A 24,269-nucleotide genomic window follows, 5' to 3' on the forward strand; every position below is an offset into this window, starting at 1 on the left:
GACGTGCGCGCGCCGACACAGGAGACAGCGCTGCTATCCCACGCTCTTCCCCTGTCCCTCTCCGCCGCGGTCAACACCGTGGCGGCGGGGAGCAGCAAGGCCGCCGAGTTCCATGGCCCGTCGATCAACGAGTTCTTCCCGGACCCCATCTTCTTCGCCGGGACGCCCTTCGAGATCGATCGTGTCGTCATCATCCGCTTCATCGCGGTCGCAGTGCTGCTCGTCTTCGCCTTCGCGGGGACCCGGGCGCTCAAGCTGATCCCCAACCGTGGTCAGGCGTTCATCGAGTACGGCTTCGACGTCGTCCGACGCAACACCTTCGACAACCTCGGTGAGAAGGACGGCAAGCGGTTCCTGCCGCTGCTCGCGACGATCTTCTTCGGCGTGTTGTTCATGAACCTCACGGGTCTGATCCCGGGTCTGAACCTCGCCGGCACCAGCCGCATCGCGATGCCGATGATCCTCGCGATCGTCGCCTACGTCGCCTTCATCTACGCGGGGCTCCGCAAGCACCCGGGCACGTTCCTCCGGAACTCGCTCTTCCCGCCCGGGGTGCCGTGGTACCTGTACATCATCGTGACGCCGATCGAGCTCGTCTCGACCTTCGTGCTCCGCCCGGTCACGCTGACGCTCCGACTGCTCATGAACATGGTCGTCGGGCACCTGCTGCTCGTCCTGTTCTTCTCGGCCACGCAGTTCTTCTTCTTCGACGCGTCGCTCGGTTTCAAGGCCTTCGGCATCGGAACCATCGCGTTCGGCATCGCCTTCAGCTTTTTCGAGATCCTCGTCGCGCTGCTGCAGGCCTACGTCTTCATGCTCCTCACCGCCGTCTACATCCAGCTGGCGCTGGCCGACGAGCACTGATTCCTCACTGACCCCCTACGGGACCGGCATCCGTCGGACCCGCACCTCGAAAGGAAAACACGTGGACGCAACGACCGTTCTCGCGGAGATCAACGGCAACATCGCGACGGTTGGCTACGGCCTCGCTGCGATCGGCCCGGCCATCGGCGTCGGCATCGTCGTCGGCAAGACGATCGAGTCCGTGGCCCGCCAGCCTGAGCTCCAGGGCCGCCTGACGACCCTCATGTACATCGGTATCGCCTTCACCGAGGCCCTGGCCTTCATCGGCATCGCCACGTACTTCATCTTCACCAGCACCAACTAAGGCTCTCGATGAACACTGCACTCATCATCGCGGCGGAGGAAACGCACAATCCGCTGGTCCCCCCGGTGTACGACATCGTGTGGTCGCTGGTTGCCTTCGTCATCATCTTCCTGGTGTTCTGGCGTGTCGTCACGCCGCGCATCACGAAGATGCTCGATGAGCGCACCGAGGCCATCGAGGGCGGCATCAAGAAGGCGGAGGCTGCCCAGCAGCAGGCCGCCGCAGCACTCGACGAGTACAACAAGCAGCTCGCCGACGCACGTGCCGAGGCCTCGCGGATCCGCGAGCAGGCCCGTGCCGACGCGACCGCCATCGGCAACGAGGTGCGCGAGCAGGCTTCGGCCGACGCAGCGCGCATCACGAGCAACGCCCAGGCGCAGATCGAGGCCGAGCGCCAGAGTGCGCTCCAGTCGCTCCGCACCGAGGTCGGCTCGCTGGCCCTCGACCTCGCGTCGGGTGTCATCGGCGAGTCCCTCAAGGACGACGCCAAGGCCACCGCGGTCGTCGACCGCTTCCTCGCCGACCTCGAGTCGTCGAAGAACGTCGAGGCGTCGCAGGTCGAGGCCTCCCAGGTCGAGACGGAGCGCTGAGCATGCGGAGCGCCACCCGATCAGCCATGTCGTCCACGCAGGCGGTGCTCGCCGACCTCGGTCAGAGCGCCGATCTGGCGACGGGCGCTGAGGTCCTCGCCGCAGGGCGAGTGGTCGCCGGTGCGTCGCAGCTCCTCACGTTGCTGGCCGACCCGACGGCCGACGTCATCGGCAAGAAGTCGGTCGTCGACCGGGTCTTCGCCGGACAGTCCGACGCCACGCGCGCCGTGCTGACGGCGGTGGCCGGATCGCGCTGGTCCTCGCAGCAGGACCTGCTCGCCGGCATCGAGGACGCGGGCATCCGCGCCGTCGCCGCCACCGCTGACCCGGGTACCTCGATCGAGGCCGAGCTGTTCGCGTTCGAGACCGCCGTCCGTTCGGACGCCGGCCTCGAGCTGGCACTCGGCACGAAGCTCGGCAGCCCGGAGCAGAAGGCCGCCCTCGTCGAGCGGCTCATCGGCAGCAAGTCGTCGCCGCAGACGATGACGATCCTCTCGGCCCTGGTCCAGCAGCCGCGCGGCCGCCGGATCGGTGAGCTCGTCCGCGATGCCTCGCGCATCGTGGCCGACCAGGCCGACAAGGTCGTGGCGACGGTCATCACCGCCGTCCCGCTCTCCGACGGCCAGGCGGCCCGTGTCGCCCGCGGTCTCTCGGAGCGCTACGGCAGGGACATCATCGTCAACCACGTCGTCGACCCCCAGGTCGTCGGCGGGGTCCGGGTGCAGGTCGGCGGCGACGTCATCGACGGCACCGTGTCCACGCGCCTCGCCGACCTCCGGCTCCAGCTCGCCGGCTGAGCGTACGGTCGAACCCGTCACCCAAGTCCACAACGGGAACTGTCCCCACCGGGCAGCATCACCCTCTCGGAGCCGCAGGGCCCCGGAAACCAACAAGGAAAATCCCATGGCAGACATCACCATCAGCCCCGATGAGATCCGTGATGCCCTGAAGGACTTCGTCTCGAACTACGAGCCGACGAAGGCCTCCACGGCCGAGATCGGGCACGTCACCGACGCCGGTGACGGCATCGCCCACGTCGAGGGTCTCCCCGGCGTCATGGCCAACGAGCTCATCCGCTTCGCGGACGGCACGCTCGGCCTCGCCCAGAACCTCGACGAGGACTCGATCGGCGCCATCGTGCTCGGCGAGTTCTCCGGTGTCGAAGAGGGCCAGGAAGTCACCCGTACCGGCGAGGTCCTCTCGGCCCCCGTCGGCGACGCCTTCCTCGGCCGTGTCGTCGACCCGCTCGGCGCCCCGATCGACGGCCTCGGCGAGATCGCAGCCGAGGGACGTCGTGCCCTCGAGCTGCAGGCCCCCGGTGTCATGAGCCGCAAGTCGGTCCACGAGCCGCTGCAGACCGGCATCAAGGCCATCGACGCGATGATCCCCGTCGGCCGTGGTCAGCGTCAGCTGATCATCGGCGACCGCCAGACCGGCAAGACGGCGATCGCGATCGACACGATCATCAACCAGAAGGCCAACTGGGACTCGGGCGACGAGAACAAGCAGGTGCGCTGCATCTACGTCGCCATCGGTCAGAAGGGCTCCACGATCGCCTCCGTCAAGGGTGCGCTCGAGGACGCCGGCGCGATGGAGTACACCACCATCGTCGCCGCTCCGGCCTCCGACCCGGCCGGCTTCAAGTACCTCGCCCCGTACACCGGTTCGGCCATCGGCCAGCACTGGATGTACCAGGGCAAGCACGTCCTCATCGTGTTCGACGACCTGTCGAAGCAGGCCGAGGCGTACCGCGCCGTGTCGCTGCTGCTGCGTCGTCCGCCGGGGCGCGAGGCCTACCCGGGTGACGTCTTCTACCTGCACTCCCGTCTGCTGGAGCGTTGTGCGAAGCTGAACGACGAGCTGGGCGCCGGCTCGATGACGGGTCTCCCGATCATCGAGACCAAGGCGAACGACGTCTCGGCGTACATCCCGACCAACGTCATCTCCATCACCGACGGCCAGATCTTCCTGCAGTCGGACCTCTTCAACGCAAACCAGCGTCCGGCCGTCGACGTGGGCATCTCGGTGTCCCGCGTCGGTGGTGACGCCCAGGTGAAGTCGATCAAGAAGGTCTCCGGCACGCTGAAGCTCGAGCTGGCGCAGTACCGCTCGCTCGAGGCCTTCGCGATGTTCGCGTCCGACCTCGACCAGACGTCGCGCCGTCAGCTCGACCGCGGTGCCCGTCTGACCGAGCTGCTCAAGCAGCCGCAGTACTCGCCGTACCCGGTGGAGGAGCAGGTCGTCTCGATCTGGGCCGGTACCAACGGCAAGCTCGACACCGTCCCGGTCAAGGACGTGCTGCGCTTCGAGTCCGAACTGCTCGACCACCTGCGTCGCAACTCCGACGTGCTCACGACCCTGCGCGAGACGAACCAGCTCAGCGACGACACCGTCGCCGAGATGGGCAAGCAGATCGACGAGTTCACGAAGAGCTTCCAGACCAGCGACGGCAAGACGCTCGGCTCGGAGCAGTTCGAGTCGGCTGACGCCGAGGACGTCGACCAGGAGCAGATCGTCAAGGGTCGTCGCTAGATGGCAGCGCAGGTCCGGGTCTACCGACAGCGAATCAAGTCCGCGAAGACCACGAAGAAGGTCACGCGCGCGATGGAGTTGATCTCGGCGTCGCGGATCCAGAAGGCGCAAGCCCGCATGGCCGCGTCCGGTCCGTACTCGCGTGCGGTGACCCGGGCCGTGTCGGCCGTGGCGACGTTCTCGAACGTCGACCACGTGCTGACGACCGAGCCCGAGTCGTCGACCCGTGCCGCCGTGGTGCTCTTCACGTCGGACCGCGGCCTGAACGGCGCGTTCAGCACGAACGTCCTCAAGCAGGGCGAGGAGCTCGCCTCCCTGCTCCGCAGCGAGGGCAAGGACGTCGTCTACTACCTGGTCGGCCGCAAGTCCGTCGGGTACTTCGCGTTCCGTGAGCGCCCGTCCGAGCAGCAGTGGGTCGGGAACACCGACCAGCCCGAGTTCTCGACGGCCAAGGAGATCGGCGACGCAGTCGTGTCGAAGTTCCTCCAGGACACGACCGAGGGCGGCGTGGACGAGATCCACATCGTCTTCAACCGCTTCCTCAGCCTCGCGACGCAGGAGCCCCAGGTCGTGCGCCTGCTCCCGCTCGAGGTCGTGGACGGCGTCGACGAGCCCACCGGTGACGACCCGCTCCCGCTCTACGAGTTCGAGCCGGACGCCGACGCGGTGCTCGACTCGCTGCTCCCGGTCTACATCGAGAGCCGCATCTTCAACGCCATGCTGCAGTCGGCTGCTTCCGAGCACGCCGCACGACAGAAGGCGATGAAGGCGGCCAGCGACAACGCCGACTCCCTGATCCGTGACTTCACCCGACTCGCGAACAACGCGCGTCAGGCCGAGATCACCCAGCAGATCTCCGAGATCGTCGGCGGCGCCGACGCCCTCTCGTCGAAGAAGAAGTAGTCCGCGTCGTTCGCGGACAGAACCCACCAGGAAGGCACCAGCCATGACCGACACCGCAACCACCGCGGTCGAGACGTCGTCGGCGCCCGGTGTCGGCCGGATCGCCCGTGTCACGGGTCCCGTCGTCGACATCGAGTTCCCGCATGACGCCATCCCCGAGATGTACAACCTCCTGTTCACGACCATCACCATCGGTGACTCGTCGCAGGAGATCGGCCTCGAGGTCGCGCAGCACCTCGGTGACGACCTCGTCCGTGCCATCTCCCTGAAGCCGACCGACGGCCTCGTCCGTGGTCAGGAGGTCCGTGACTCGGGCGCTCCGATCTCGGTCCCCGTCGGTGACGTCACCAAGGGCAAGGTCTTCGACGTGCTGGGCAACGTGCTCAACACCGACGAGAAGCTCGAGATCACCGAGCGCTGGCCGATCCACCGCAAGGCCCCGGCCTTCGACCAGCTCGAGTCCAAGACCTCGATGTTCGAGACCGGAATCAAGTCCATCGACCTCCTCACCCCGTACGTGCAGGGTGGCAAGATCGGCCTCTTCGGTGGTGCGGGCGTCGGCAAGACCGTCCTCATCCAGGAGATGATCCAGCGCGTCGCGCAGGACCACGGCGGTGTGTCGGTGTTCGCCGGTGTCGGTGAGCGCACCCGTGAGGGCAACGACCTCATCGGTGAGATGGAAGAGGCGGGGGTCTTCGACAAGACGGCCCTCGTGTTCGGCCAGATGGACGAGCCGCCGGGGACGCGCCTCCGTGTCGCCCTGTCGGCGCTGACGATGGCGGAGTACTTCCGCGACGTGCAGAAGCAGGACGTCCTGCTCTTCATCGACAACATCTTCCGCTTCACGCAGGCCGGCTCCGAGGTCTCGACGCTGCTCGGCCGCATGCCGTCCGCCGTGGGCTACCAGCCCAACCTCGCCGACGAGATGGGTGTGCTCCAGGAGCGCATCACCTCGACGCGTGGTCACTCGATCACCTCGCTGCAGGCGATCTACGTGCCGGCTGACGACTACACCGACCCGGCTCCGGCCACGACGTTCGCGCACCTCGACGCCACGACCGAGCTCTCCCGCGAGATCGCGTCGCAGGGCCTCTACCCGGCCATCGACCCGCTGACCTCCACGTCGCGGATCATGGACCCCCGGTACCTGGGCGCTGACCACTACCAGACGGCCACGCGCGTCAAGCAGATCCTCCAGAAGAACAAGGAGCTGCAGGAGATCATCGCCATCCTCGGTGTCGACGAGCTCTCCGAAGAGGACAAGATCACGGTGGAGCGCGCACGTCGCATCCAGCAGTTCCTCTCGCAGAACACGTACATGGCGAAGAAGTTCACGGGTGTCGAGGGCTCCACGGTGCCGCTCAAGGACACCATCGAGTCCTTCGCCGCCATCGCCGACGGCGAGTTCGACCACGTCGCGACCCAGGCGTTCTTCAACGTCGGTGGCATCAACGACGTGGAAGAGAAGTGGTCGCAGATCCAGAAGGAGAACCGCTGACATGGCGGGTCTCACCGTGAGCGTCGTCTCGGCCGACCGCGAGGTCTGGTCGGGCGACACCTCCATGGTCGTCGCACGCACGACCGAGGGCCAGATCGGCATCCTCGCGGGGCACGAGCCGATGCTCGCGATCCTCGCGCAGGGCCAGGTCCGCATCACGCGTGCCGACGGCTCCACCGTCGCGGTCGACGCCGAGGACGGCTTCCTCTCCGTCGAGCACGACACGGTCACGATCGTGGCGCGGCAGGCCGCGCTGGCGTCCTGACCGGACTGACCGTCCTCCTCCCGCCGTCCGAGACGAAGCGGGAGGGCGGGGACACGGGCTCCACCCTCGACCTGGGTGGGCTCTCGTTCCCGGAACTGCACGATGAACGGGCCGCGGTGATCACCGCGGCCCGTTCCGTCAGTTCCGAGGAGTCCTCCGCGCGGACGGCCCTCAAGCTCGGCCCGAAGTCGATCGCGGAACGCTTCCGCAACCTCGCGCTGACCACGTCGCCGACGCTCCCCGCGATCGAGCGGTACACGGGTGTCCTCTACGACCCGCTCGACGTCCCGGCCGCATCCGCCGAGGTCCGTGCCTGGTGGTCGCGACACGTCGTGGTGCAGTCGGCGATGTTCGGTCCGATCGGCGCCGGCGACCTGATCCCGGCGTACCGGTTGTCGCACGACTCGCGACTGCCACCGCTGCGACTGGCGTCGCACTGGCCAGGTCCGTCCAGGTCCGCCCTCCGGGGCCGCCCCGACGGACTGGTGCTCGACCTCCGCTCCGAGGGCTACCGCGCGCTCGGCCCCGTGGACGGCGCCGTCACGCTCCGCGTGGTCAGCGTTGACGGTTCCGGTCGACGGAAGGCCCTGAACCACTGGAACAAGACCACGAAGGGCCGGCTGGTGTCGCTGCTGGCGCGGACCGACGCCACCGTGGGGTCGATGGATGACCTGGCCGACTGGGCAGCACAGGTCGGTGTGGTGGTGGAACGCGTCGACGGCGGGTGGGACCTCGTCGCGGAGAGCCTGCAACCGGCTCCGGTCTGAGCGGACGATCCCTGCACAGGGACCGGATCGGCTCGGTTCTCCACGGGGTCACGACCAACCCCGGCCTGGAGGCCCGGATCGCGTCACGATGGCCCCATGAACGTCATCGCCCTCCGAAGTCCCGAGTCCCTGATCGCTGGCCGGTCCCGTGAGATCGCTGCCGCAGTCACCCTGCCGGTCGCCGCCGCGGCGCTGGTCTCGCCCGACACGTCGCCGCTCGACCGGCGCGGCAGCGCAGCCGTGTCGACCGCGTGCGTCGCCCTGGCCACGCGGATGGCCCTGATCCGGCACATCGCCGCCCCGGCCGACCGGGCTCCGACGGTCGTCCGCCCCTTCGACCCCTTCCACGACCCGACGCCACTCGCGCTGCAGGGGACCGGCCCGGTGCCGGACCGTGTCCGGCTCCGGACCGCGGGGGACCGGTGCGTCGGGCTCTGGCAGGACTGGCGACGGCGCGGGTGCCCCGACGACGAGCGGCTCGGCGTCGCCGGCGCGCTCGCACTGGGAGCGTGGTGCTCCTGGGCGCTCGGGTCTCCCGAGCGTGCCAGGACCCGAGCGCGCCACGCGCTCGACGCCGTCCCCGACGACGCCCTCGCCGGACTCGTGCTGCGGTCCGTCCGAGCCCGCACTGGTCCGGCGTGGTGGGGGTGATGCCGGGTGCACCGGATCGTCTACGGTGGTGACGACGAGGAGAGAAGGGCCCTGGTGCACGACGACGGCGACGACATCGAGGACACGGTCCTCCGTCCGCGTCACCGTGCCGTCGGCAGGGACCGCGCTTCGGACGCCGTCGAGGACACCGTCATCCGGGTCCCGCGCGACGGCAGCCGGGTCGGCTCGGCTCCTGGTCGCGAAGACGGGGTGACGTCCGCCCCCGAGGACGTGGCGGCACCCGATCCCGAGGACCTGGCGGCACCCGATCCCGAGGACACCGTGGTGCGGGCCCGCGGCGCACGGGCATCCGCCCAGGTGACCGGTCTGCCGGAGGTGCCCCCGAGCCTCCCGGACGTCGTCGAGCCGCCGCGTGCGCGCGTGCCCTCGATCCGGGTCGCCGACCGGGTGATCCGGCTCGACCGGCCGGTCGTGGTCGGACGCCGACCGGCGCTGCCGCGCGTGGTGCGCGGCCCGGAACCCGAGCTCGTCGTCGTCCGCTCGCCGTCCGGGCAGGTGTCGTCCTCGCACGTGGCCTTCCACGCCGAGGGCGAAGCCGCCGTCGTGGACGACCTGCACTCCACCAACGGCACCGTGGTCCGGCCCGCCGGGGCCGCTGCCTACCGGATGCCGTCCGGTGCGTCGATCGTGGCGTTGACCGGTACGGTAGTCGAGATCGGGGACGGCATCGGGATCGAGGTCCTCTCGCCACACCTCCGTGTGACGCCTCCGGCGGACGACTTCCCGACGTCCCCACCGCCACGCAGAACCACTCGTTGACCGGCACGCCCACGACCCCCCAGAGAGCGATCGAAGACCGTGACCGAACTCGGCCGAGCAGCCGCATCCCACGCCATCGACGTCCCCGGAGCGGGTGGCGCCACCCTGACGCTCTCCTGGGGCGCGGCCACCGACATCGGCCGGCGGCGTGACCACAACGAGGACAGCTACATCGTCGAGGCCCCCTTCTTCGTCGTCGCCGACGGCATGGGCGGGCACCTCGCCGGGGACCGCGCCAGCGACGCGGTCGTCCGACGCCTCGGGGACTCGGTCACCGGCCCGTTCGGGTCGCGTGAGACGATCCAGCACGCACTGCTGCTGGCGACCGCCGACATCGAGCGCGCGGCCGGGGGCAACGCGATCGGCGCCGGCACGACGGTCACCGGGCTCGCCCTCGTGCAGGCCGACGGTCAGCCCGCCGCCCTCGTCTTCAACGTCGGTGACTCCCGCACCTACCGCGTGGAGGGCGGGGTCCTGCGGCGGATCACCGTCGACCACTCCGTCGTCCAGGAGATGGTCGACGCCGGCGTCCTGCGCGCCGAGGACGCCGAGGCCCACCCCGACAGCAACGTGATCACGCGGGCCGTCGGGTTCGGGGAGCCGCCGGAGCCCGACTGGTGGACGCTGCCGCTGCGCACCGGTGACCGCTACATCATCTGCTCGGACGGCCTGACGAAGGAGATCGGCGACGCGGGCATCGGGCGCATCGCGGCGAAGGTCGTCGACCCGCAGGAGCTGGCCGAGCGACTGGTCGGCGACGCCCTCGTGGCCGGCGGCCGGGACAACGTCACGGTCGTGGTGCTGCAGGTGGACGACGCACCGGTCGACCGCGACCTCGAGGACACGCTCCCTCGACACTGAGCCGACCCCCGAACTGGGGCGCGATCGGGGTTCCCCGCGCACGCGTCAGCAGATCGGTGCCGGTCGTCGTCCGTAGACTTGACCGCCTGGACCAGCAACAGGCCGAGTGGGCCGGAGGGAGGGACCGTCATGGTGCGACGCCTGCCGTCCAGCCCTCCTGTGATCGCCGGGTTCAGCCCCGTCCACGTGCTCGGTTCCGGCGGCTTCGCGGACGTCTTCCTCTACGAGCAGGACATGCCCCGGCGGCAGGTGGCGGTCAAGGTCCTGCTCGACGAGGTCGTCGACGACCGCGTCCGACAGATGTTCCAGGCCGAGGCGAACCTGATGGCGCGGCTCAGCACGCACCCCTCCATCCTCACCGTCTTCCAGGCGAGCGTCGCGTCCGACGGGCGGCCCTACCTCGTGATGGAGCTCTGCTCGTCGTCGCTGAGCGAGCGCTACCGTCGCGTCCCGGTGCCCGTGTCAGAGGTCCTGTCGATCGGTGTCCGCATCGGCTCCGCGCTCGAGACCGCCCACCGCGAGGGCGTGCTGCACCGTGACGTCAAGCCCTCCAACATCCTGCTGACCGCGTACGGCAACCCCGTGCTGTCGGACTTCGGCATCGCGGCCACCATCGGACAGGCCGACCCCGACGAGCCGATCGGCATGTCGATCCCGTGGTCCGCGCCCGAGGTCCTCATCGACGAGTCCCGCGGCACGATCCAGTCCGAGGTCTACTCGCTCGCGGCGACCGTCTTCTCGCTCGTCGCCGGGCGCAGCCCCTTCGAGGTGCCCGGTGGCAAGAACGGCGCATCCGACCTGATGGCGCGGATCGACAAGGGTGGTGTGAAGCCGACCGGTCGCACCGACGTGCCGCCGTCGCTCGAGCGCCTGCTCGCGACCGCGATGTCACGGAAGACGCAGCTCCGTCCGGCCACGGTGATGGAGCTCGTCCGTGGGTTCCAGCAGGTGCAGGCCGAGCTCGGGTTGCCCCAGACCCCCGCCGACGTCGCCGTGGAGTCCTGGGCCATCGCGACCCCGACCCCGGACGGCGACCGGACGATGGTGCGTGAGCTCCAGCCGCCGAGCCGGGTCAGCCGACGACGACGCGCACGACGTCCGGTGCAGGGCGGCCTGGCCGCGACGGGGTCGCGCAGCGTCGGCACCGTCCACCGGACCGGCTCGACCACGCGGGCGCGACGGTCGTCCCGACGCACGGTCGCCTGGGCCGCGTCGCTCGCGGGCGTCGTGGTGGTCGCCGTGGCCGTCGCCGCGATCGTGGTGGTGGGTCGCGTCGGGTCCGGCGCGATCCCGACGGTCTCCGACATCCGGGCGTCGACGACCGGTCAGTCGGTGACGTTCCGCTGGGACGACCCGGGCCTCGACGCCGGTGACACGTACGTCATCTCCTCGAACGGCTCGTCGAGCCAGCAGTCCGGCACCTCGTTCGTCGTGTCCGGTGACCGCGGTGACCAGGAGTGCATCTCCGTCGCCGTGAACCGGGACGGCAAGACCGGGGCGGCCAGCGCCGAGCGGTGTGCCACCGTCGGGAGCGGCTCGTGATCCGTCGGCTCGTCGCCCGGCACCGGTCGGCCGCGGTGACGGCGGGGGTCTCGGTCCTCGTCGGTGCGCTCGTGGCCGGGGCGGCCGTCGTCTCGAGCGGGTACCACACGCAGCGGGTCGACCTCGGCGACGGCACGGTCTGGGTGCCGTCCGCGGAGTACGGCGCCGTCGGCCGCGCGAACACCGCGGTCCTCGAGCTCAACACGGCGATCGAGGCCTCGACCGATGCGCTCTCGGTGCTGCAGCGCGGCTCCACCGTCTACAGCGTCGACGAGACCAAAGGCACCGTCGCGAAGGTCGACGTCGCCGACGCGACGGTCGGTGACGCGGTCACGCTGCCCTCGGGGTCGCCGCAGGTGTTCTTCGCCGGGGACACCGCCGTGATCGGCAACGAGGACACCGGCGAGCTCTGGTCCACCCCGGCGGCGGACCTGGCCGACTTCGACGCCTCGACCAAGGCCGACCTGACCCTCGGCGCCGACGCCGTGTTCGACGCCGCTGACGACCACGTCGCCGTCTACTCGCCGCGCACCGGGACGGCGTCCCTGGTGCAGGTGGGCACCACGCTGTCCGTTGCCAAGCGGTGGGACGTCCGCATGGACCGCAAGGACGACTTCCAGGTCGCGGCCGTCGGCACCCACGTCGCGGTGCTCGACCGCACCTCGGGGCGGCTCGCGATCGACGGCGACACCGTCGACGTCGGCGACCGCGTCGGCGGGGCACCGGCGTTGCAGACGTCCTCGACCGACGGCGACTCCGTCGTCGTCGCCGGTGCTGCCGGTCTCGTCCGCGTGACCCCCTCCGGGTCGGTGACGCCCACCGCGCTGGCGGTCTCCGGTCGTGCCGCGCGCCCGTTCATCGACGGCACCTGCACCTTCGGGGCATGGAGCGGCGGTCAGGCCGTCGACACCTGCGACGGTCGTGCGCTCCAGCGGCTCGACCGGATGCCGGGGGACGCCCCGCTCCAGATCATGCACAACGGGGCCACCGTCGTCGCCAACGACCCGTCGACGGGGCGCTCCTGGGCGATCGACCGCAGCGGGCAGCTCATCGACAACTGGGCCGACCTCATCACGCGCGACGACGACCAGCAGCAGGAGCAGGTCTCCGACGACGACCCGGAGGTCGAGAAGGACCAGAAGCCGCCGGTCGCGGTGGACGACGACCTGGGCGCTCGTCCGGGACGCACCACGAGCCTCCCGGTCCTCCTCAACGACCACGACCCGAACGGCGACCCGATCGTCATCAGCGAGGTCAGCGACGTCAGCGGGTCCGGTGCGCGCGTCACCGTCGTCGACGACGGCCAGCGGCTGCAGGTCGCGCTGGCGTCGCGCGCTTCGGGCACCGTGACGTTCCGGTACACGATCACCGACGGCAACGGCGGCTCGGACACGGCCACGGTCCGGGTGACGGTGCGGTCCCCGTCGCAGAACTCGCCGCCGCGCCAGGTCCGGGACACCTCCGCCGACGTCGTGCAGAACGGGCACGTCTCGACCGACGTGCTCGGCGACTGGGTGGACCCGGACGGCGACCCCGTCTACCTGCGGAGCTCCACCGCGTCCGACCGCGACCGCGTCTCGACGACGCCGGACGGGCTCCTCGACTTCCGGAACACGAGCGGACGCACCGGCGACCGGAGCGTGCAGCTCGTCGTGAGCGACGGCACCGCGGACGGCCGGGGTGCGCTGACGGTGCACGTCGCGAAACAGGGGAGCGTGCCGTTGCGCGCGGACGCGTTCCCCGTGCAGGGCTACGCGGGCAAGCCGTTCTCGGTGTCACCGCTGGAGCACGTCCGTGGCGGCAACGGCACCGTGACGCTGACGAGCGTGTCGTCGACGAGCGGTGTGACGATCACGCCGAGCTACGACGCCGGCACGTTCCGGGTGCAGAGCAGCGCGGTCGGCGACCACCAGGTCGAGTACACGGTCACCGACGGCACCAAGACCGCCAGCGGGGTCGTGCGCATCACGGTGCTCGCGCCGCCGGACGCCTCGACCGCGCCGATCACCACCCCGAAGACCGTCTTCGTGAACACCCTGTCCACGAAGGACACCGACGTCACCGCCACCGACATCGACCCGGCCGGCGGCGTGCTGCTCGTCACCGCCCTCGACAGCCCGGAGCGCGGCTCTGGTGTGCAGGCGAGCATCCTCGACCAGCACACGGTGCGCGTCACGCTGACGGCTCCGCTCGACGGACCGGTCACCTTCGGCTACACCGAGACGAACGGTCTGGCGTCCTCGACGGGCTCGATCACCGTGGTGGAGATCCCGAAGCCCGACCGCATCCAGCCGCCGGTCGCGCAGCCGGACACCGCGACCGTCCGCGTGGGCGACGTGACCGACATCGACGTGCTCGACAACGACACCCAGCCGGAGGGCGAGCCGCTGACCCTGCAGCCCGACCTCGTGCAGAACGTGCCGGGTGACGGCGGGCTGCTCTTCGCCTCCGGCGACCACCTGCGCTACCTCGCCCCGACGACGCCCGGCAACTACACCGCGGTGTACCGGGTCGCCGGCCCGGACGGCCAGTCCGCTGACGCCGCCGTGTCCATCTCCGTGCGTGAGCAGGACAGCGCGACGAACAACCCGCCGGTGCCGCAGACGGTGACCGCGCGCGTGGTCGCCGGACAGTCCGTCCGGGTGACCGTGCCGCTGAACGGGATCGACCCCGACGGCGACTCCGTGCAGCTCGTCGGCGTGGCCTCCAACCCGGACAAGGGTTCGGTCAGCGACGTCAGCTCCGACTCGCTCACCTACGACGCCGGCGACTACTCCGCCGGCACCGACGAGTTCACCTACACGGTGGTCGACGCGCTCGGGGCCCGCGCGACGGGGACGGTCCGCGTCGGCATCGCACCACGGGCCGAGCAGGCCTCGAACCCGATCGCCGAAGCCGACCACGTGACGATCCGGCCGGGCGGCTCGGTGACCGTCCGTGTCCTGCAGAACGACTCCGACCCCGAGGGCGGTCGGCTCTCGGTGAGCAAGGCGGAGCCGACGGCGTCCGGCGTCACGGCGAAGGTGCTGCGCGGGCAGGAGATCCGTGTCAGCCCGCCGGCGTCCGCCACCCGCGGGGACTTCGCCGTGCTGTACACGGCGACGAACCCGAGCGGCGGCTCGAGCACGGCGTTCCTCACGGTGACCGTGGACCGGGACGCCCGCCCGCTCCGCCCGGAGGTCGACGACACCACCCTCGACCTGCAGGACATCCTGCGCCGGAAGACCGTCACCGTGGACGTGCTCCGGAACGTCTTCTTCGCCGAGGGCACCACCGCCGACCTCCGTGTCGGCGTGGTCGACGGCTACGGGGAGGCGGCCAGGGCCACCGACGACGGCCGCATCGTCGTGACGCTCGCCGACGCGTCCCAGGTCATCCCGTTCTCGGTCGCCCGGGTGGACCACCCGGACATCGTGTCCTACGGGTTCATCCACGTCCCCGGGTTCGACGACGCCCTCCCGCAGGTGAACCGCAGCGCCGGCGCCGTGAGCGTCACCAGCGAGTCGACCGTCCGGATCCCGCTGTCGAAGTACGTCGTCACGGCGAACGGCCAGACGGCGCGGGTCACCGACCCCGGCACGGTCAAGGCGACGCACGCCGACGGCGGCAGGCTGACGGTCGACGCCTCGACGCTGCAGTTCCGGTCCGCCAAGCTCTACTACGGCAACGCGTCCATCTCCTTCGAGGTGACGGACGGTTCCGCTGCCAACGGCGGCAAGGGGCGCGTGGCCACGCTCGTCCTCCCGGTGAAGGTGACGCCGCGCTCGAACCAGCCACCGGTCTTCACCGGGTCGACGATCGACATGCAGCCGGGGGAGTCCCGCACGATCGACCTGTCGAAGCTCACGGACTACCCGTACCCGCAGGACCTGCCCGAGCTGAAGTACTCCGTGGTGAGCCGTCCGGCCGCCGGCACCACGGCGACGGTGTCCGGTCAGCAGCTCACCGTGCAGGTCGCCGACACGGCGAAGAAGGACACCACCGCGACCATCGGCGTCGGTGTCACCGACGCCGCGAACGCCGGACGGTCCGGCCTCGTCACCGTGGACGTCGTCGGGTCGACCCGACCGCGCGTGCAGCCCGGCGCGGACACCGCGATCGCGAAGCGCGGGCAGTCGACGACGATCGACGTGCTGGCGAACGACCAGCCCACCAACCCGTTCCCGGACGAGCGTCTCCGCGTCGTCGCGATCCGTGGGCTGTCCGGCGGCGTCCCGTCCGGCGTGACGATCACGCCGAGTGCCGACAACGCGCGGCTGCAGGTGAGCGTCGCGGCCTCGGCCAAGCCCGTCAACACGAACCTGCAGTACCAGGTGGCGGACGCCACGAACGACCCGGACCGGTACGTCTGGGGCGACGTCACGATCGCCGTGCAGGACGTCCCCGACGCACCGGGCGCTCCGGTGCGCACGGGCGGCTTCGACGGTGGGCAGGCGACCCTGACGTGGTCCACGCCGCAGGCCAACAACTCGCCGATCACGGGCTACCGCCTCACCGGCACGAACGGCGTCGCGAAGGACTGCGGCGCGGCGACGGTCTGCACGGTCACGGGCCTCGACCCGACGGCGTCGTACCGGTTCTCGGTGAGCGCGGTCAACGCCGTGGGGCAGTCGGTGCCGTCGGCGCAGTCGGCACCGGTGAGCGCGGACTTCGTCCCGGCGGCGCCGTCCGGCATCACCGTCACCGCCGACCGGACCACCCCCAACCGCCTCGACGTCCGGTGGAACGCCGTGCCACGCCCGAACCGGGGCACGGCGGTCGGCAACTACGTCGTGAAGATCGACGGACCGAGCGCCTCGACGAGCAAGAACGTCGGCGCGACCACGTCGACGTCCTTCGACGGCCTGCAGAGCGGCGGCAGCTACACGGTCACCGTGTCGGCGCGGAACCAGGCGGACCGCGACGGCAGCGTCGTGCAGTGGAACAGCGGCAGCGGCAGCGGCACGGCGATCGGGAAGCCGGCGACACCGACGATCACGGCGACCCCGGATCGCCGGAACGGCCAGACGACGGTGACGATCGCGGCGACCGAGACCGACTGGGCGGGCGGCAGCAGCTCCATCCGGATCGTCCGCTACCCACCGGGTCGCGACATCCCGGCCGGTTGCTCGACCACCGGGTCGGACCAGTCCTGGTCGGGCGGGAGCACCACGGACACCCTGGCGTCGAACGGCGACTTCCAGTACGTCGCCCTCGCTGACAACGGGTTGTTCTGCGTCCCCAGCGCGCCGACGACGGTGCAGGGGTACCAGGCACCGGCGCAGCCCACGGCCGTGATCGCGGTCCGCGAGCAGGACCCGAACGCCGGCGCCTTCGGCATCCGCATCACCGGGGCCTTCGCCGTCCCGAGCGCGAACGGCACGGTCGACCACTTCGCGTACTCGACCGACGGACAGAACTACACGACGATGTCCGACCGCTCGGTCTGGGTGGCCGATCCGCAGTGGGGCGTCGTGACGCGGGTCTCGGTCGTCGCCTGCGCCGACAGCACGAACAACTTCTGCAGTCCGCCGCTCGTGCAGGACGGTCTGCGACCGGTCCTGACCCGCGCGAGCATCCCGGACACCTACGACGCCGGCAGCCAGGTGACGGTGTCTGCGCCGCCCGCCAACGCCGGGGCGGGACCGCAGCAGTACCGCGTCACGTTCTGCCCGACGCTGAACCTCGGTCTCAACTGCACGACCGACACCTACGCGCCCGACGCGCTGCCGACGGTGCCCGCTTCCGGCACGGTCACGGTCGCCGCGATCGTCGACGGCCACGAGGACGGCAACCCCCCGACCGCCTCGGTCACCGCGGCCCCGCAGCCGGACCCGGCACCAGCGCCGTCCCAGCCGACGGACCCGGCAGGACCGTGACCCAGCAGCCGCCCCCACCCGCCCGACCACGACACACGAGGACGCACCCCGCATGACCATGACCCCGGAGCAGGCCACCTGGTTCGCCGACGTCGCCGGCCGCATCGTGACCAACGTCGAGCAGGTGCTCCTCGGGAAGACGTTCGTGATCCGCCTGGCGGTCACGGCGATGCTCAGCGAGGGCCACCTCCTCCTCGAGGACGTCCCCGGCACCGGCAAGACGAGCATGGCCAGGGCCCTCGCCCAGAGCGTGCAGGGGTCGACGAACCGCATCCAGTTCACCCCGGACCTGCTGCCGGGTGACATCACCGGCATCAGCGTCTACGACCAGCGCCGGCAGGAGTTCGAGTTCCACCGCGGCCCGGTCTTCTCGAACATCGTGCTCGCCGACGAGATCAACCGTGCGAGCCCGAAGACGCAGTCCGCCCTGCTCGAGGCGATGGAGGAGTCCGCGATCACCGTCGACGGCGTCACCCACCGGCTCGCCGCGCCGTTCATGGTCATCGCCACCCAGAACCCCGTCGAGCAGGCCGGCACCTACCGCCTGCCCGAGGCACAGCTCGACCGCTTCCTGATGAAGACCTCGATCGGCTACCCCGACCACGCCGCCACGGTGAAGATCCTCGAGACCTCGTCGGCGCCGGCGTCGTCGGTCCCGATCGCGAGCGTCGTGCCCGCGGCCACGATCACCGAGATGGCCGCCGTCGCACGCACCGTGCACGTCGACCCCACGATCGCGGACTACGTCGCGCGCCTGGTCGACGCCACCCGGTCCGCCAGCGAGGTCCGGCTCGGCGTCAGCGTCCGCGGCGCGATGGGCCTGATGCGCGCATCGCGGGTCTTCGCCGCCGTGAGCGGACGGCACTACGTCACCCCCGACGACGTCAAGGCCCTCGCCGAACCGGTCCTCGCGCACAGGCTGGTCCTCGACGCCGAGGCCGAGTTCGACGGCGTGAGCCCATCGAGCGTCATCTCGCAGCTCCTGGTCGAGACCGCACCACCCGCCGACCGAGCCGCCGCGTGACCGACCGCCGGCCCGTCTCCACGCGCTCGCGCCGTCCCTCGTCGACGCGGTCGCGTCGCTCGAGCACGGCCTACGAACGCACGGGGACGGTGGCCGGCGTCACCAACGTCCGCACCCGCCTGGTCGGTGACCGTGACGGCGTCGCCGCAGAGGCCGTGGTCGGCGTCGTCCGTCTGTGGCGCACTGCCAGCAGGCGTCTCTCGCGTTCCTGGGACGAGGTCTCGTCCGTCGTCACCGGCCTGGGCTGGACGGTGGCGGTCCTCACGCTCGTCGCGTTCGTCGTCGGGTACCGCTTCGGCCTCCGTGAGGTCGTCGTCGTCGGGTTCGCCGGTGCCCTGCTCGTCGTGGTGGCGGCCGTCGCGCTGATCGGTCGCTCGCGTCTGCTCATCCGGATGAGCCGTCCCGTCCGCCGGGTCGCGGTCGGTGACGACGCCGCGGTCACGGTGACGGCGGAGAACCCCACGCGGTTCCCGTCGGTGCCCACGACGGTCGAGGTCCCCGTCGGCTCCGGGCTCGTCGACGTCGCGATCCCCTCGATCGCCCCGCACGGCACCTTCGAGCGTGCGGTCCCCGTGCCGACGCTCCGCCGCGGGGTGCTCGACGTCGGCCCGGTGACCGGTGTCCGCGCGGACCCCGTGGGGCTGGTCCGCCGCGAGCTCGTGTGGACCGAGCGCGAGCAGGTCATCGTGCACCCGCGCACCGTCGCGATCCCGTCGACGAGCACCGGTCTGGTCCGCGACCTCGAGGGGCAGGCGACGACCGACCTGTCGCCGGCGGACATCTCCTTCCACGCGATCCGCGAGTACATGCCGGGCGACGACCCCAGGACCGTGCACTGGAAGTCCACGGCGAAGACCGGGGCGCTCATGGTGCGGCAGTTCGAGGACACACGACGATCGCACCTCGTGGTCGCGCTCGGACTGTCGCGTGCCGAGTTCGCGGACGAGGACGAGTTCGAGCTCGCCGTCAGCGCGGCGGCGTCCCTCGGCAGCCGAGCCGTCCGCGACGGCCGCGAGGTCACGGTCGTCGTCTCCGAACGCACCCCGGAGTTCGCCAAGCGCGCGGTGTACGCCGTCCACCGGCTGCCCACCGTCACCCCGACCCGGCTCCTCGACGCCTTCGCCTCGGTCTCCCTCGCCGACGCCACCCTGCCGGTCGCCGAGGTCGCGCGCATCGTCGGCACCGACACCGCCGGGATCTCCGTCGCCTTCCTCGTCGTCGGGTCGACGGTCGAGCTGCCCGCGCTCCGCCTCGCCGCCACCCGCTTCCCGGTCGGTGTCGAGGTCGTCGCGGTGATCTGCGAGCCGGAGGCCGTCCCGCGCTTCGTCCGGGTGCCCGGCCTGACCGTGATGACGATCGGCTACCTCGACGACCTCCGCCACGCCCTGCACCGATCGGCCGCGGCGTGAGCGCGCCCGTGAACGCCCCCGCCAGCGCGCCGGCCCGGTCCCGTCGGGACGACCGCCGGGCCGACCGCCGGAACGCCCGCCGGGTCTCGGTCTCCCGACTCGTCGGCGGCACCCTCGTGGTCTGGCTGCTCCTCGCCGTGGCGAGCGTCGCCTGGTGGCCGATCCACCGGTCGGACGCGATGATCGTCGCCGCGGTGACCGCCGTCGTCGGTGGCACGGTGGTCGCACTGCTCGGTGCTGCGTACCGACTGCCGGCGGCTGCGGTGGCCGTCGCGACCGTCGCCGTCTTCGTGGTGACCGGCGTGTTGGCCGCGGTGCCGGGCCAGGCGCGGGGCCTGCTGCCCACCGGGCAGGGCCTGCTCGACCTGTTCTCCGGCGTGGCCCTCGGCTGGAAGCGCCTGGTGACCATCAGCCTGCCGGTCGGCAGCTACGAGGCCCTGCTGGTGCCGTTCTTCGTGACGGTCCTGCTGGCCACGGTGACGGCCGTGACGGTGGCGACCCGAGCCTCCCGGCAGGAACTGGCGAGCATCCCGCCACTGGTGCTGCTCGCGGCCGGGATCGTCCTGGGGCCGAGCCGTCTCGACACCTCGATCGCGCTGGCCGTGGTGCTCACCGGCATCGCCCTGGTCTGGGCGCTCACGGTGCGCCACGCGCGTCGCGCCGTCGCGGTGGCGCGGACCATCGGTGCCCGCGTGGCGGTCCGCCGGTCCGTGCTCCGGCCGGCACTCGTCGGCACCGGCACCATCGTGGCCGCCGCGGTCGTCGCCACCGGCCTCGGGCTCGTCGCACCGCCGGCCACCTCGCGCACCGTCGCGCGCACCGACGTCGTCAAGCCGTTCGACCCGCGCGACTACGTCAGTCCGCTCAGCGGGTTCCGGGCCTACGAGGAGCCGGCGCAGGCGGACACCACCCAGCTGCGCGTGACCGGGCTGCCGCAGGGCGGCTTCGTCCGGATCGCCACGCTCGACACGTGGGACGGCGTCGCCTACCGGGTCGGTGGTCCGGACGGGGCATCGGCCTCCGGCACCTTCGAGCGGGTGCCGACCTCCGTCGACGTCCGAGGCGTCCGCGGGACGACCGTCGACGTGGGGGTGACGGTCGACGGGTACCGCGGCGTCTGGCTGCCGACCGTCGGCGACCTCGAGTCCGTGCGCTTCGCCGGCACGACGGGGGACCGGCAGCGCGCGGCGTTCTTCTACGACCGGGCCACCAGCACCGGTGCCGTCGTCGGCGGCGTCGCGGACGGCACCCGGTACGACCTGTCCGCGGTCGTCCCCGACCAGCCGACGGACGAACAGCTGGCGGGAGCGCGACCCGGGACGGCGTCGGTGCCGGCGCCGCGCAACGTGCCCGAGTCGGTCCGGGACACCGTCGACGCGACCACCGCCGACGCGGAGACCGACGGCGCGAAGCTCCTGGCGGTGATCCGTGCGCTGCAGCGGAACGGGTACGTCAGCCACGGCGTCGGCGACGACCGCTCCAGCCGGTCCGGGCACGGGGCCGACCGCATCCAGGAGCTCCTGACCGCACCGCTCATGATCGGCGACCAGGAGCAGTACGCCGTGGCGGCCTCGCTGATGGCGCAGCAGATCGGGTTCCCGACGCGGGTGGTGCTCGGGTTCGCCTCGGGCGGCGACTCGGGCGCAGAGCGCCCGGGCGCCACCGTGTCCGGCGTGACGACCCTGCGCGGGTCGGACGTCACCGCCCGCATCGAGGTCGACACGGCGCAGTGGGGCTGGGTGACGATCAACCCCAACCCAGCGGTCCGCGAGATCCCGCGGGACGAGGACCAGACCCCGCAGCCGGTGACCCGACCGGAGACCGTCGTCCCGCCGCCCCCCGCCGAGCAGCAGGACCAGGACCAGCAGACGCCGCCGCAGACCGACCGGGACACGCCCGACCAGCCCCCGCTCTGGCTGCAGATCCTGCTCGCCGCACTGCCGTGGGTGCTCGGCACGCTCGGGTTCGTCGCCCTCGTGCTGCTGCCCTTCATCGTCATCGTGGCGGTCAAGCGAGCGCGTCGCCGTCGGCGTCGCCGTGGGCCCGACGCCCGGTCGCGGATCACCGGCGCGTGGGACGAGTACCGGGACGCCCTCCTCGACCACGGCCACCAGGTCCCCGCGGCCGCCACCCGCCGCGAGGTCGGCGCCGGAGCCCCCGGCGACGGCGGCACCGGGCTCGCGGCACTGGCCGACCGCGCCGTGTTCGGTCCCGCCGAGGCGGACGACCGTGCTGCCGACCGGATGTGGCAGGCGACGGAGACCGCGATCGGGACCCTGCACCAGGGCCGCAACCGTCGTGAGCGGCTGCGCACGGCGGTCTCGACGCGGTCGCTGCGCACGGACGCCGTCGCCGCACGACTCCGCGATGCCGCCCGCCAGCGAGCCAGGAACGCGGTCGCCGTCGGTCGCCGAGGACGCGGAGCCGACGATGACTACGATGTCCGGAGGCCTGCCGAGCGTCGCAGCGGGCCGGACGAGGACAGAGGCAACCTGTGATCAGATGCGAACACTGCGGATCGGTGCTCCCCGACGGAGCGATCTTCTGCGGTGAGTGCGGGCGTGCGGTGAGCGCGGCTGCCAGCCGCCGGACCGTCGCTCCCGAACCCGTCGATCGTGGTACCCCGCCGCCGCTCCAGCAGCCCGACGCGCACGGTCGACGCCAGGACCCGGCCGCCGAGGCCTGGCTGCCGGAGTCGACGCTCGACCCGGCGACCCGCGCCTGGCTCACCGGCGGGGACCGCCGTGACGAGCACCCGCCGGCGGTGCCGGTCAGCACGCCGGACTCCTTCGCGCCGCGCACGGCTCCCACCCACGTGCACGGGGCCGGCAGCGGTCTGGGCGAGTGGAGCGGGCGGCAGGACGCGCCGGCCGCGCCCGGGGAGCGTGCCGCTGCCCCGGAGCAGCACGACCGGCCGGCACCAGAGCACGGAGTCAACGACGACGACCCCGAGGTCACCCGGGTCGCGCAGCGGGGGCAGGCGCCAGCACCGGCAACCGACTCGGAGCCCGTGGCGGACGAGTCCGCCGACCAGGCCCCCGAGCCGGTCGTCGAGTCGGCCACGCCGTTCTGGGCGCCGCCGCAGGAGCAGCAGGCACCCGCGGCGCCGAGCGCACCGTCCTGGTGGATCGGCCGCGCCACCGACGACCGGGCCACCGCCGAGCCGGCTGATGAGCCGACCGACGCCGGGACCGGTGTGGCACCCGGGGCGCCCGACGGCGTGCGGTCGGACGACCAGGCCCAGCAGCCGTCGCCGGACGCCGCAGCAGCTGCGCACCAGACGACGTCCGCCGGCGCCTCCGCAGGCGAGGTCGCCGATGCAGGGACCGCGGCCAGCGACGACACGCCGACCCGCGGGGACGACGCTGCCCGCTCCGGCGACACCGCCGTCGTCGAGCCCCTCGTCGACCGGCAGCCGCCACGGCCCACCTCCCTGGTCCAGCCGGGCGCGCACCACCCGACCACCTGCCACGTGTGCGGGCACCAGCTCGAACCCGACGACATCTTCTGCAACGAGTGCGGCGCCGTCCGACCAGCGGTCACCGCGGCCTTCACCGGCCCCGTGGTGCCGCTGCCGATGCTCCGGCCCGACTGGGCGGCGCGGGACCTCGACGCGGCGGACGAGGACGAGGCAGCCCCCGCGTCCGATGACGAGGCCGCCGCGCCGTCGACTCCGCAGCAGCCGGCCGTCGACGAATGGGCGCCACCCGCGAGTGCGCCGCCCGCGAGCGCGCCGCTCGCGGCTCCGCTGCCGCCGCTGCCTGAGTCGGCTGACGGCGCTGACGACGACGACCCGTCCGGCCAGGAGGCCCGGGTCGAGTCCGTCGCGCCGGCTCCGCTGGTCGACGCGGTCCCGACGGGCGCCGGTGCAGTCGACGAGGTCGCTGCGGTCGAGGACGGTCCTGCGCTCGCAGGCGGCCACGCCGCCGAGGACGGTCCTGCGCTCGGGGACGGCACTGCGGACGAGGACGAGGACGAGGACGTGGACGAGACGCGGATCGTGTCGAAGACGCCGACCCGCGCACCGTTCGTCCTGCACTTCAGCACCGGCGAGCGGCTCGGCCTGCACGGCACGGCGCTGTTCGGACGGCTTCCCCGTCCGGAGCCGGGCGAGCGGTTCGATGACCTGCTCACCATCCACGACCCGGGCAAGTCGGTGTCGAAGACGCACCTGGAACTCGGGCGGGACGGCGACGACCTCTGGGTCTCCGACCGGTTCTCGGGCAACGGATCGGTGATCCGGCACATCGACGGCTCGATCCGGCGCTGTGAGCCAGGAAGGCGCTACCGCGTCGAACGAGGCGCGCGCGTGGACGTCGGCGAGCAGTTCTTCCTCGTGCAGTAGTCCCCGTCTCCTGCGGCGGGACTCCTCCACAGCCGAGGCCACGAGCCGGTTCGTCCACGGATGAACCGGCTCTGCC

The 24,269-nt window shown here is 71.6% G+C and carries 18 protein-coding genes; all 18 read left to right on the forward strand.

Annotated elements, in window-relative coordinates:
- The first annotated feature begins 3 nt into the window (after positions 1-3).
- The 18 genes from atpB (at position 4) to ITJ54_RS01035 (ending at position 24,193) form a co-directional block, all read left to right on the forward strand.
- A complete protein-coding gene (gene atpB, locus ITJ54_RS00950) occupies positions 4-864 on the forward strand; it encodes a F0F1 ATP synthase subunit A (protein ID WP_323741548.1) in 861 nt (286 codons plus the stop codon).
- Between the two features lie 61 nt (positions 865-925).
- Complete coding sequence (gene atpE / locus ITJ54_RS00955; protein ID WP_071274929.1) at positions 926-1,168, forward strand: ATP synthase F0 subunit C; 243 nt, start codon at positions 926-928, stop codon at positions 1,166-1,168.
- An 8-nt stretch (positions 1,169-1,176) separates the two neighbouring features.
- Positions 1,177-1,758, forward strand: coding sequence for a F0F1 ATP synthase subunit B (locus ITJ54_RS00960; RefSeq protein WP_194625489.1), 582 nt, complete (start codon positions 1,177-1,179; stop codon positions 1,756-1,758).
- Between the two features lie 2 nt (positions 1,759-1,760).
- Positions 1,761-2,555, forward strand: coding sequence for a F0F1 ATP synthase subunit delta (locus tag ITJ54_RS00965; protein ID WP_194625490.1), 795 nt, complete (start codon positions 1,761-1,763; stop codon positions 2,553-2,555).
- Positions 2,556-2,661: 106 nt separating this feature from the next.
- Positions 2,662-4,290 carry a F0F1 ATP synthase subunit alpha gene (gene atpA / locus ITJ54_RS00970; protein WP_071274939.1) on the forward strand — a complete coding sequence of 543 codons (1,629 nt, stop codon included), beginning with the start codon at positions 2,662-2,664 and terminating at the stop codon, positions 4,288-4,290.
- Positions 4,291-5,193: a F0F1 ATP synthase subunit gamma gene (locus ITJ54_RS00975; protein ID WP_194625491.1), complete on the forward strand. Its 903-nt coding sequence runs from the start codon at positions 4,291-4,293 to the stop codon at positions 5,191-5,193.
- A 43-nt stretch (positions 5,194-5,236) separates the two neighbouring features.
- Positions 5,237-6,691, forward strand: a complete 1,455-nt coding sequence (gene atpD / locus ITJ54_RS00980; protein WP_194625492.1) for a F0F1 ATP synthase subunit beta — start codon at positions 5,237-5,239, stop codon at positions 6,689-6,691.
- 1 nt (position 6,692) lies between these two features.
- A complete protein-coding gene (locus ITJ54_RS00985) occupies positions 6,693-6,956 on the forward strand; it encodes a F0F1 ATP synthase subunit epsilon (RefSeq protein WP_194625493.1) in 264 nt (87 codons plus the stop codon).
- 5 nt (positions 6,957-6,961) lie between these two features.
- Positions 6,962-7,723: a YaaA family protein gene (locus ITJ54_RS00990; RefSeq protein WP_194626173.1), complete on the forward strand. Its 762-nt coding sequence runs from the start codon at positions 6,962-6,964 to the stop codon at positions 7,721-7,723.
- Between the two features lie 96 nt (positions 7,724-7,819).
- On the forward strand, positions 7,820-8,374 hold the full coding sequence (locus ITJ54_RS00995; RefSeq protein ID WP_194625494.1) for a hypothetical protein: 555 nt from the start codon (positions 7,820-7,822) through the stop codon (positions 8,372-8,374).
- A 54-nt stretch (positions 8,375-8,428) separates the two neighbouring features.
- Positions 8,429-9,154 carry an FHA domain-containing protein gene (locus ITJ54_RS01000; protein ID WP_194625495.1) on the forward strand — a complete coding sequence of 242 codons (726 nt, stop codon included), beginning with the start codon at positions 8,429-8,431 and terminating at the stop codon, positions 9,152-9,154.
- Positions 9,155-9,193: 39 nt separating this feature from the next.
- The gene (locus tag ITJ54_RS01005) at positions 9,194-10,015 is read left to right on the forward strand and encodes a PP2C family protein-serine/threonine phosphatase (protein WP_323741549.1); all 822 of its coding nucleotides are present in this window, start codon (positions 9,194-9,196) and stop codon (positions 10,013-10,015) included.
- A 129-nt stretch (positions 10,016-10,144) separates the two neighbouring features.
- Positions 10,145-11,557 (forward strand): serine/threonine-protein kinase, encoded by a 1,413-nt coding sequence (locus ITJ54_RS01010; RefSeq protein WP_194625496.1) that lies wholly within the window; start codon positions 10,145-10,147, stop codon positions 11,555-11,557.
- Complete coding sequence (locus tag ITJ54_RS01015; RefSeq protein ID WP_194625497.1) at positions 11,554-17,415, forward strand: Ig-like domain-containing protein; 5,862 nt, start codon at positions 11,554-11,556, stop codon at positions 17,413-17,415. Before ITJ54_RS01010 ends, ITJ54_RS01015 begins: the two co-directional genes overlap by 4 nt.
- Positions 17,416-17,467: 52 nt before the next feature.
- Positions 17,468-18,439, forward strand: coding sequence for an AAA family ATPase (locus ITJ54_RS01020; RefSeq protein ID WP_194625498.1), 972 nt, complete (start codon positions 17,468-17,470; stop codon positions 18,437-18,439).
- Positions 18,436-19,848: a DUF58 domain-containing protein gene (locus ITJ54_RS01025; RefSeq protein ID WP_194625499.1), complete on the forward strand. Its 1,413-nt coding sequence runs from the start codon at positions 18,436-18,438 to the stop codon at positions 19,846-19,848. The genes ITJ54_RS01020 and ITJ54_RS01025 overlap by 4 nt, the downstream gene beginning before the upstream one ends.
- On the forward strand, positions 19,845-22,346 hold the full coding sequence (locus tag ITJ54_RS01030; RefSeq protein WP_194625500.1) for a transglutaminaseTgpA domain-containing protein: 2,502 nt from the start codon (positions 19,845-19,847) through the stop codon (positions 22,344-22,346). The genes ITJ54_RS01025 and ITJ54_RS01030 overlap by 4 nt, the downstream gene beginning before the upstream one ends.
- 23 nt (positions 22,347-22,369) lie before the next feature.
- Complete coding sequence (locus ITJ54_RS01035) at positions 22,370-24,193, forward strand: hypothetical protein (RefSeq protein WP_194625501.1); 1,824 nt, start codon at positions 22,370-22,372, stop codon at positions 24,191-24,193.
- Positions 24,194-24,269 lie beyond the last annotated feature (76 nt).

The organism is Curtobacterium sp. VKM Ac-2865 (assembly GCF_015350905.1).
Taxonomy (GTDB): Bacteria; Actinomycetota; Actinomycetes; order Actinomycetales; family Microbacteriaceae; genus Curtobacterium.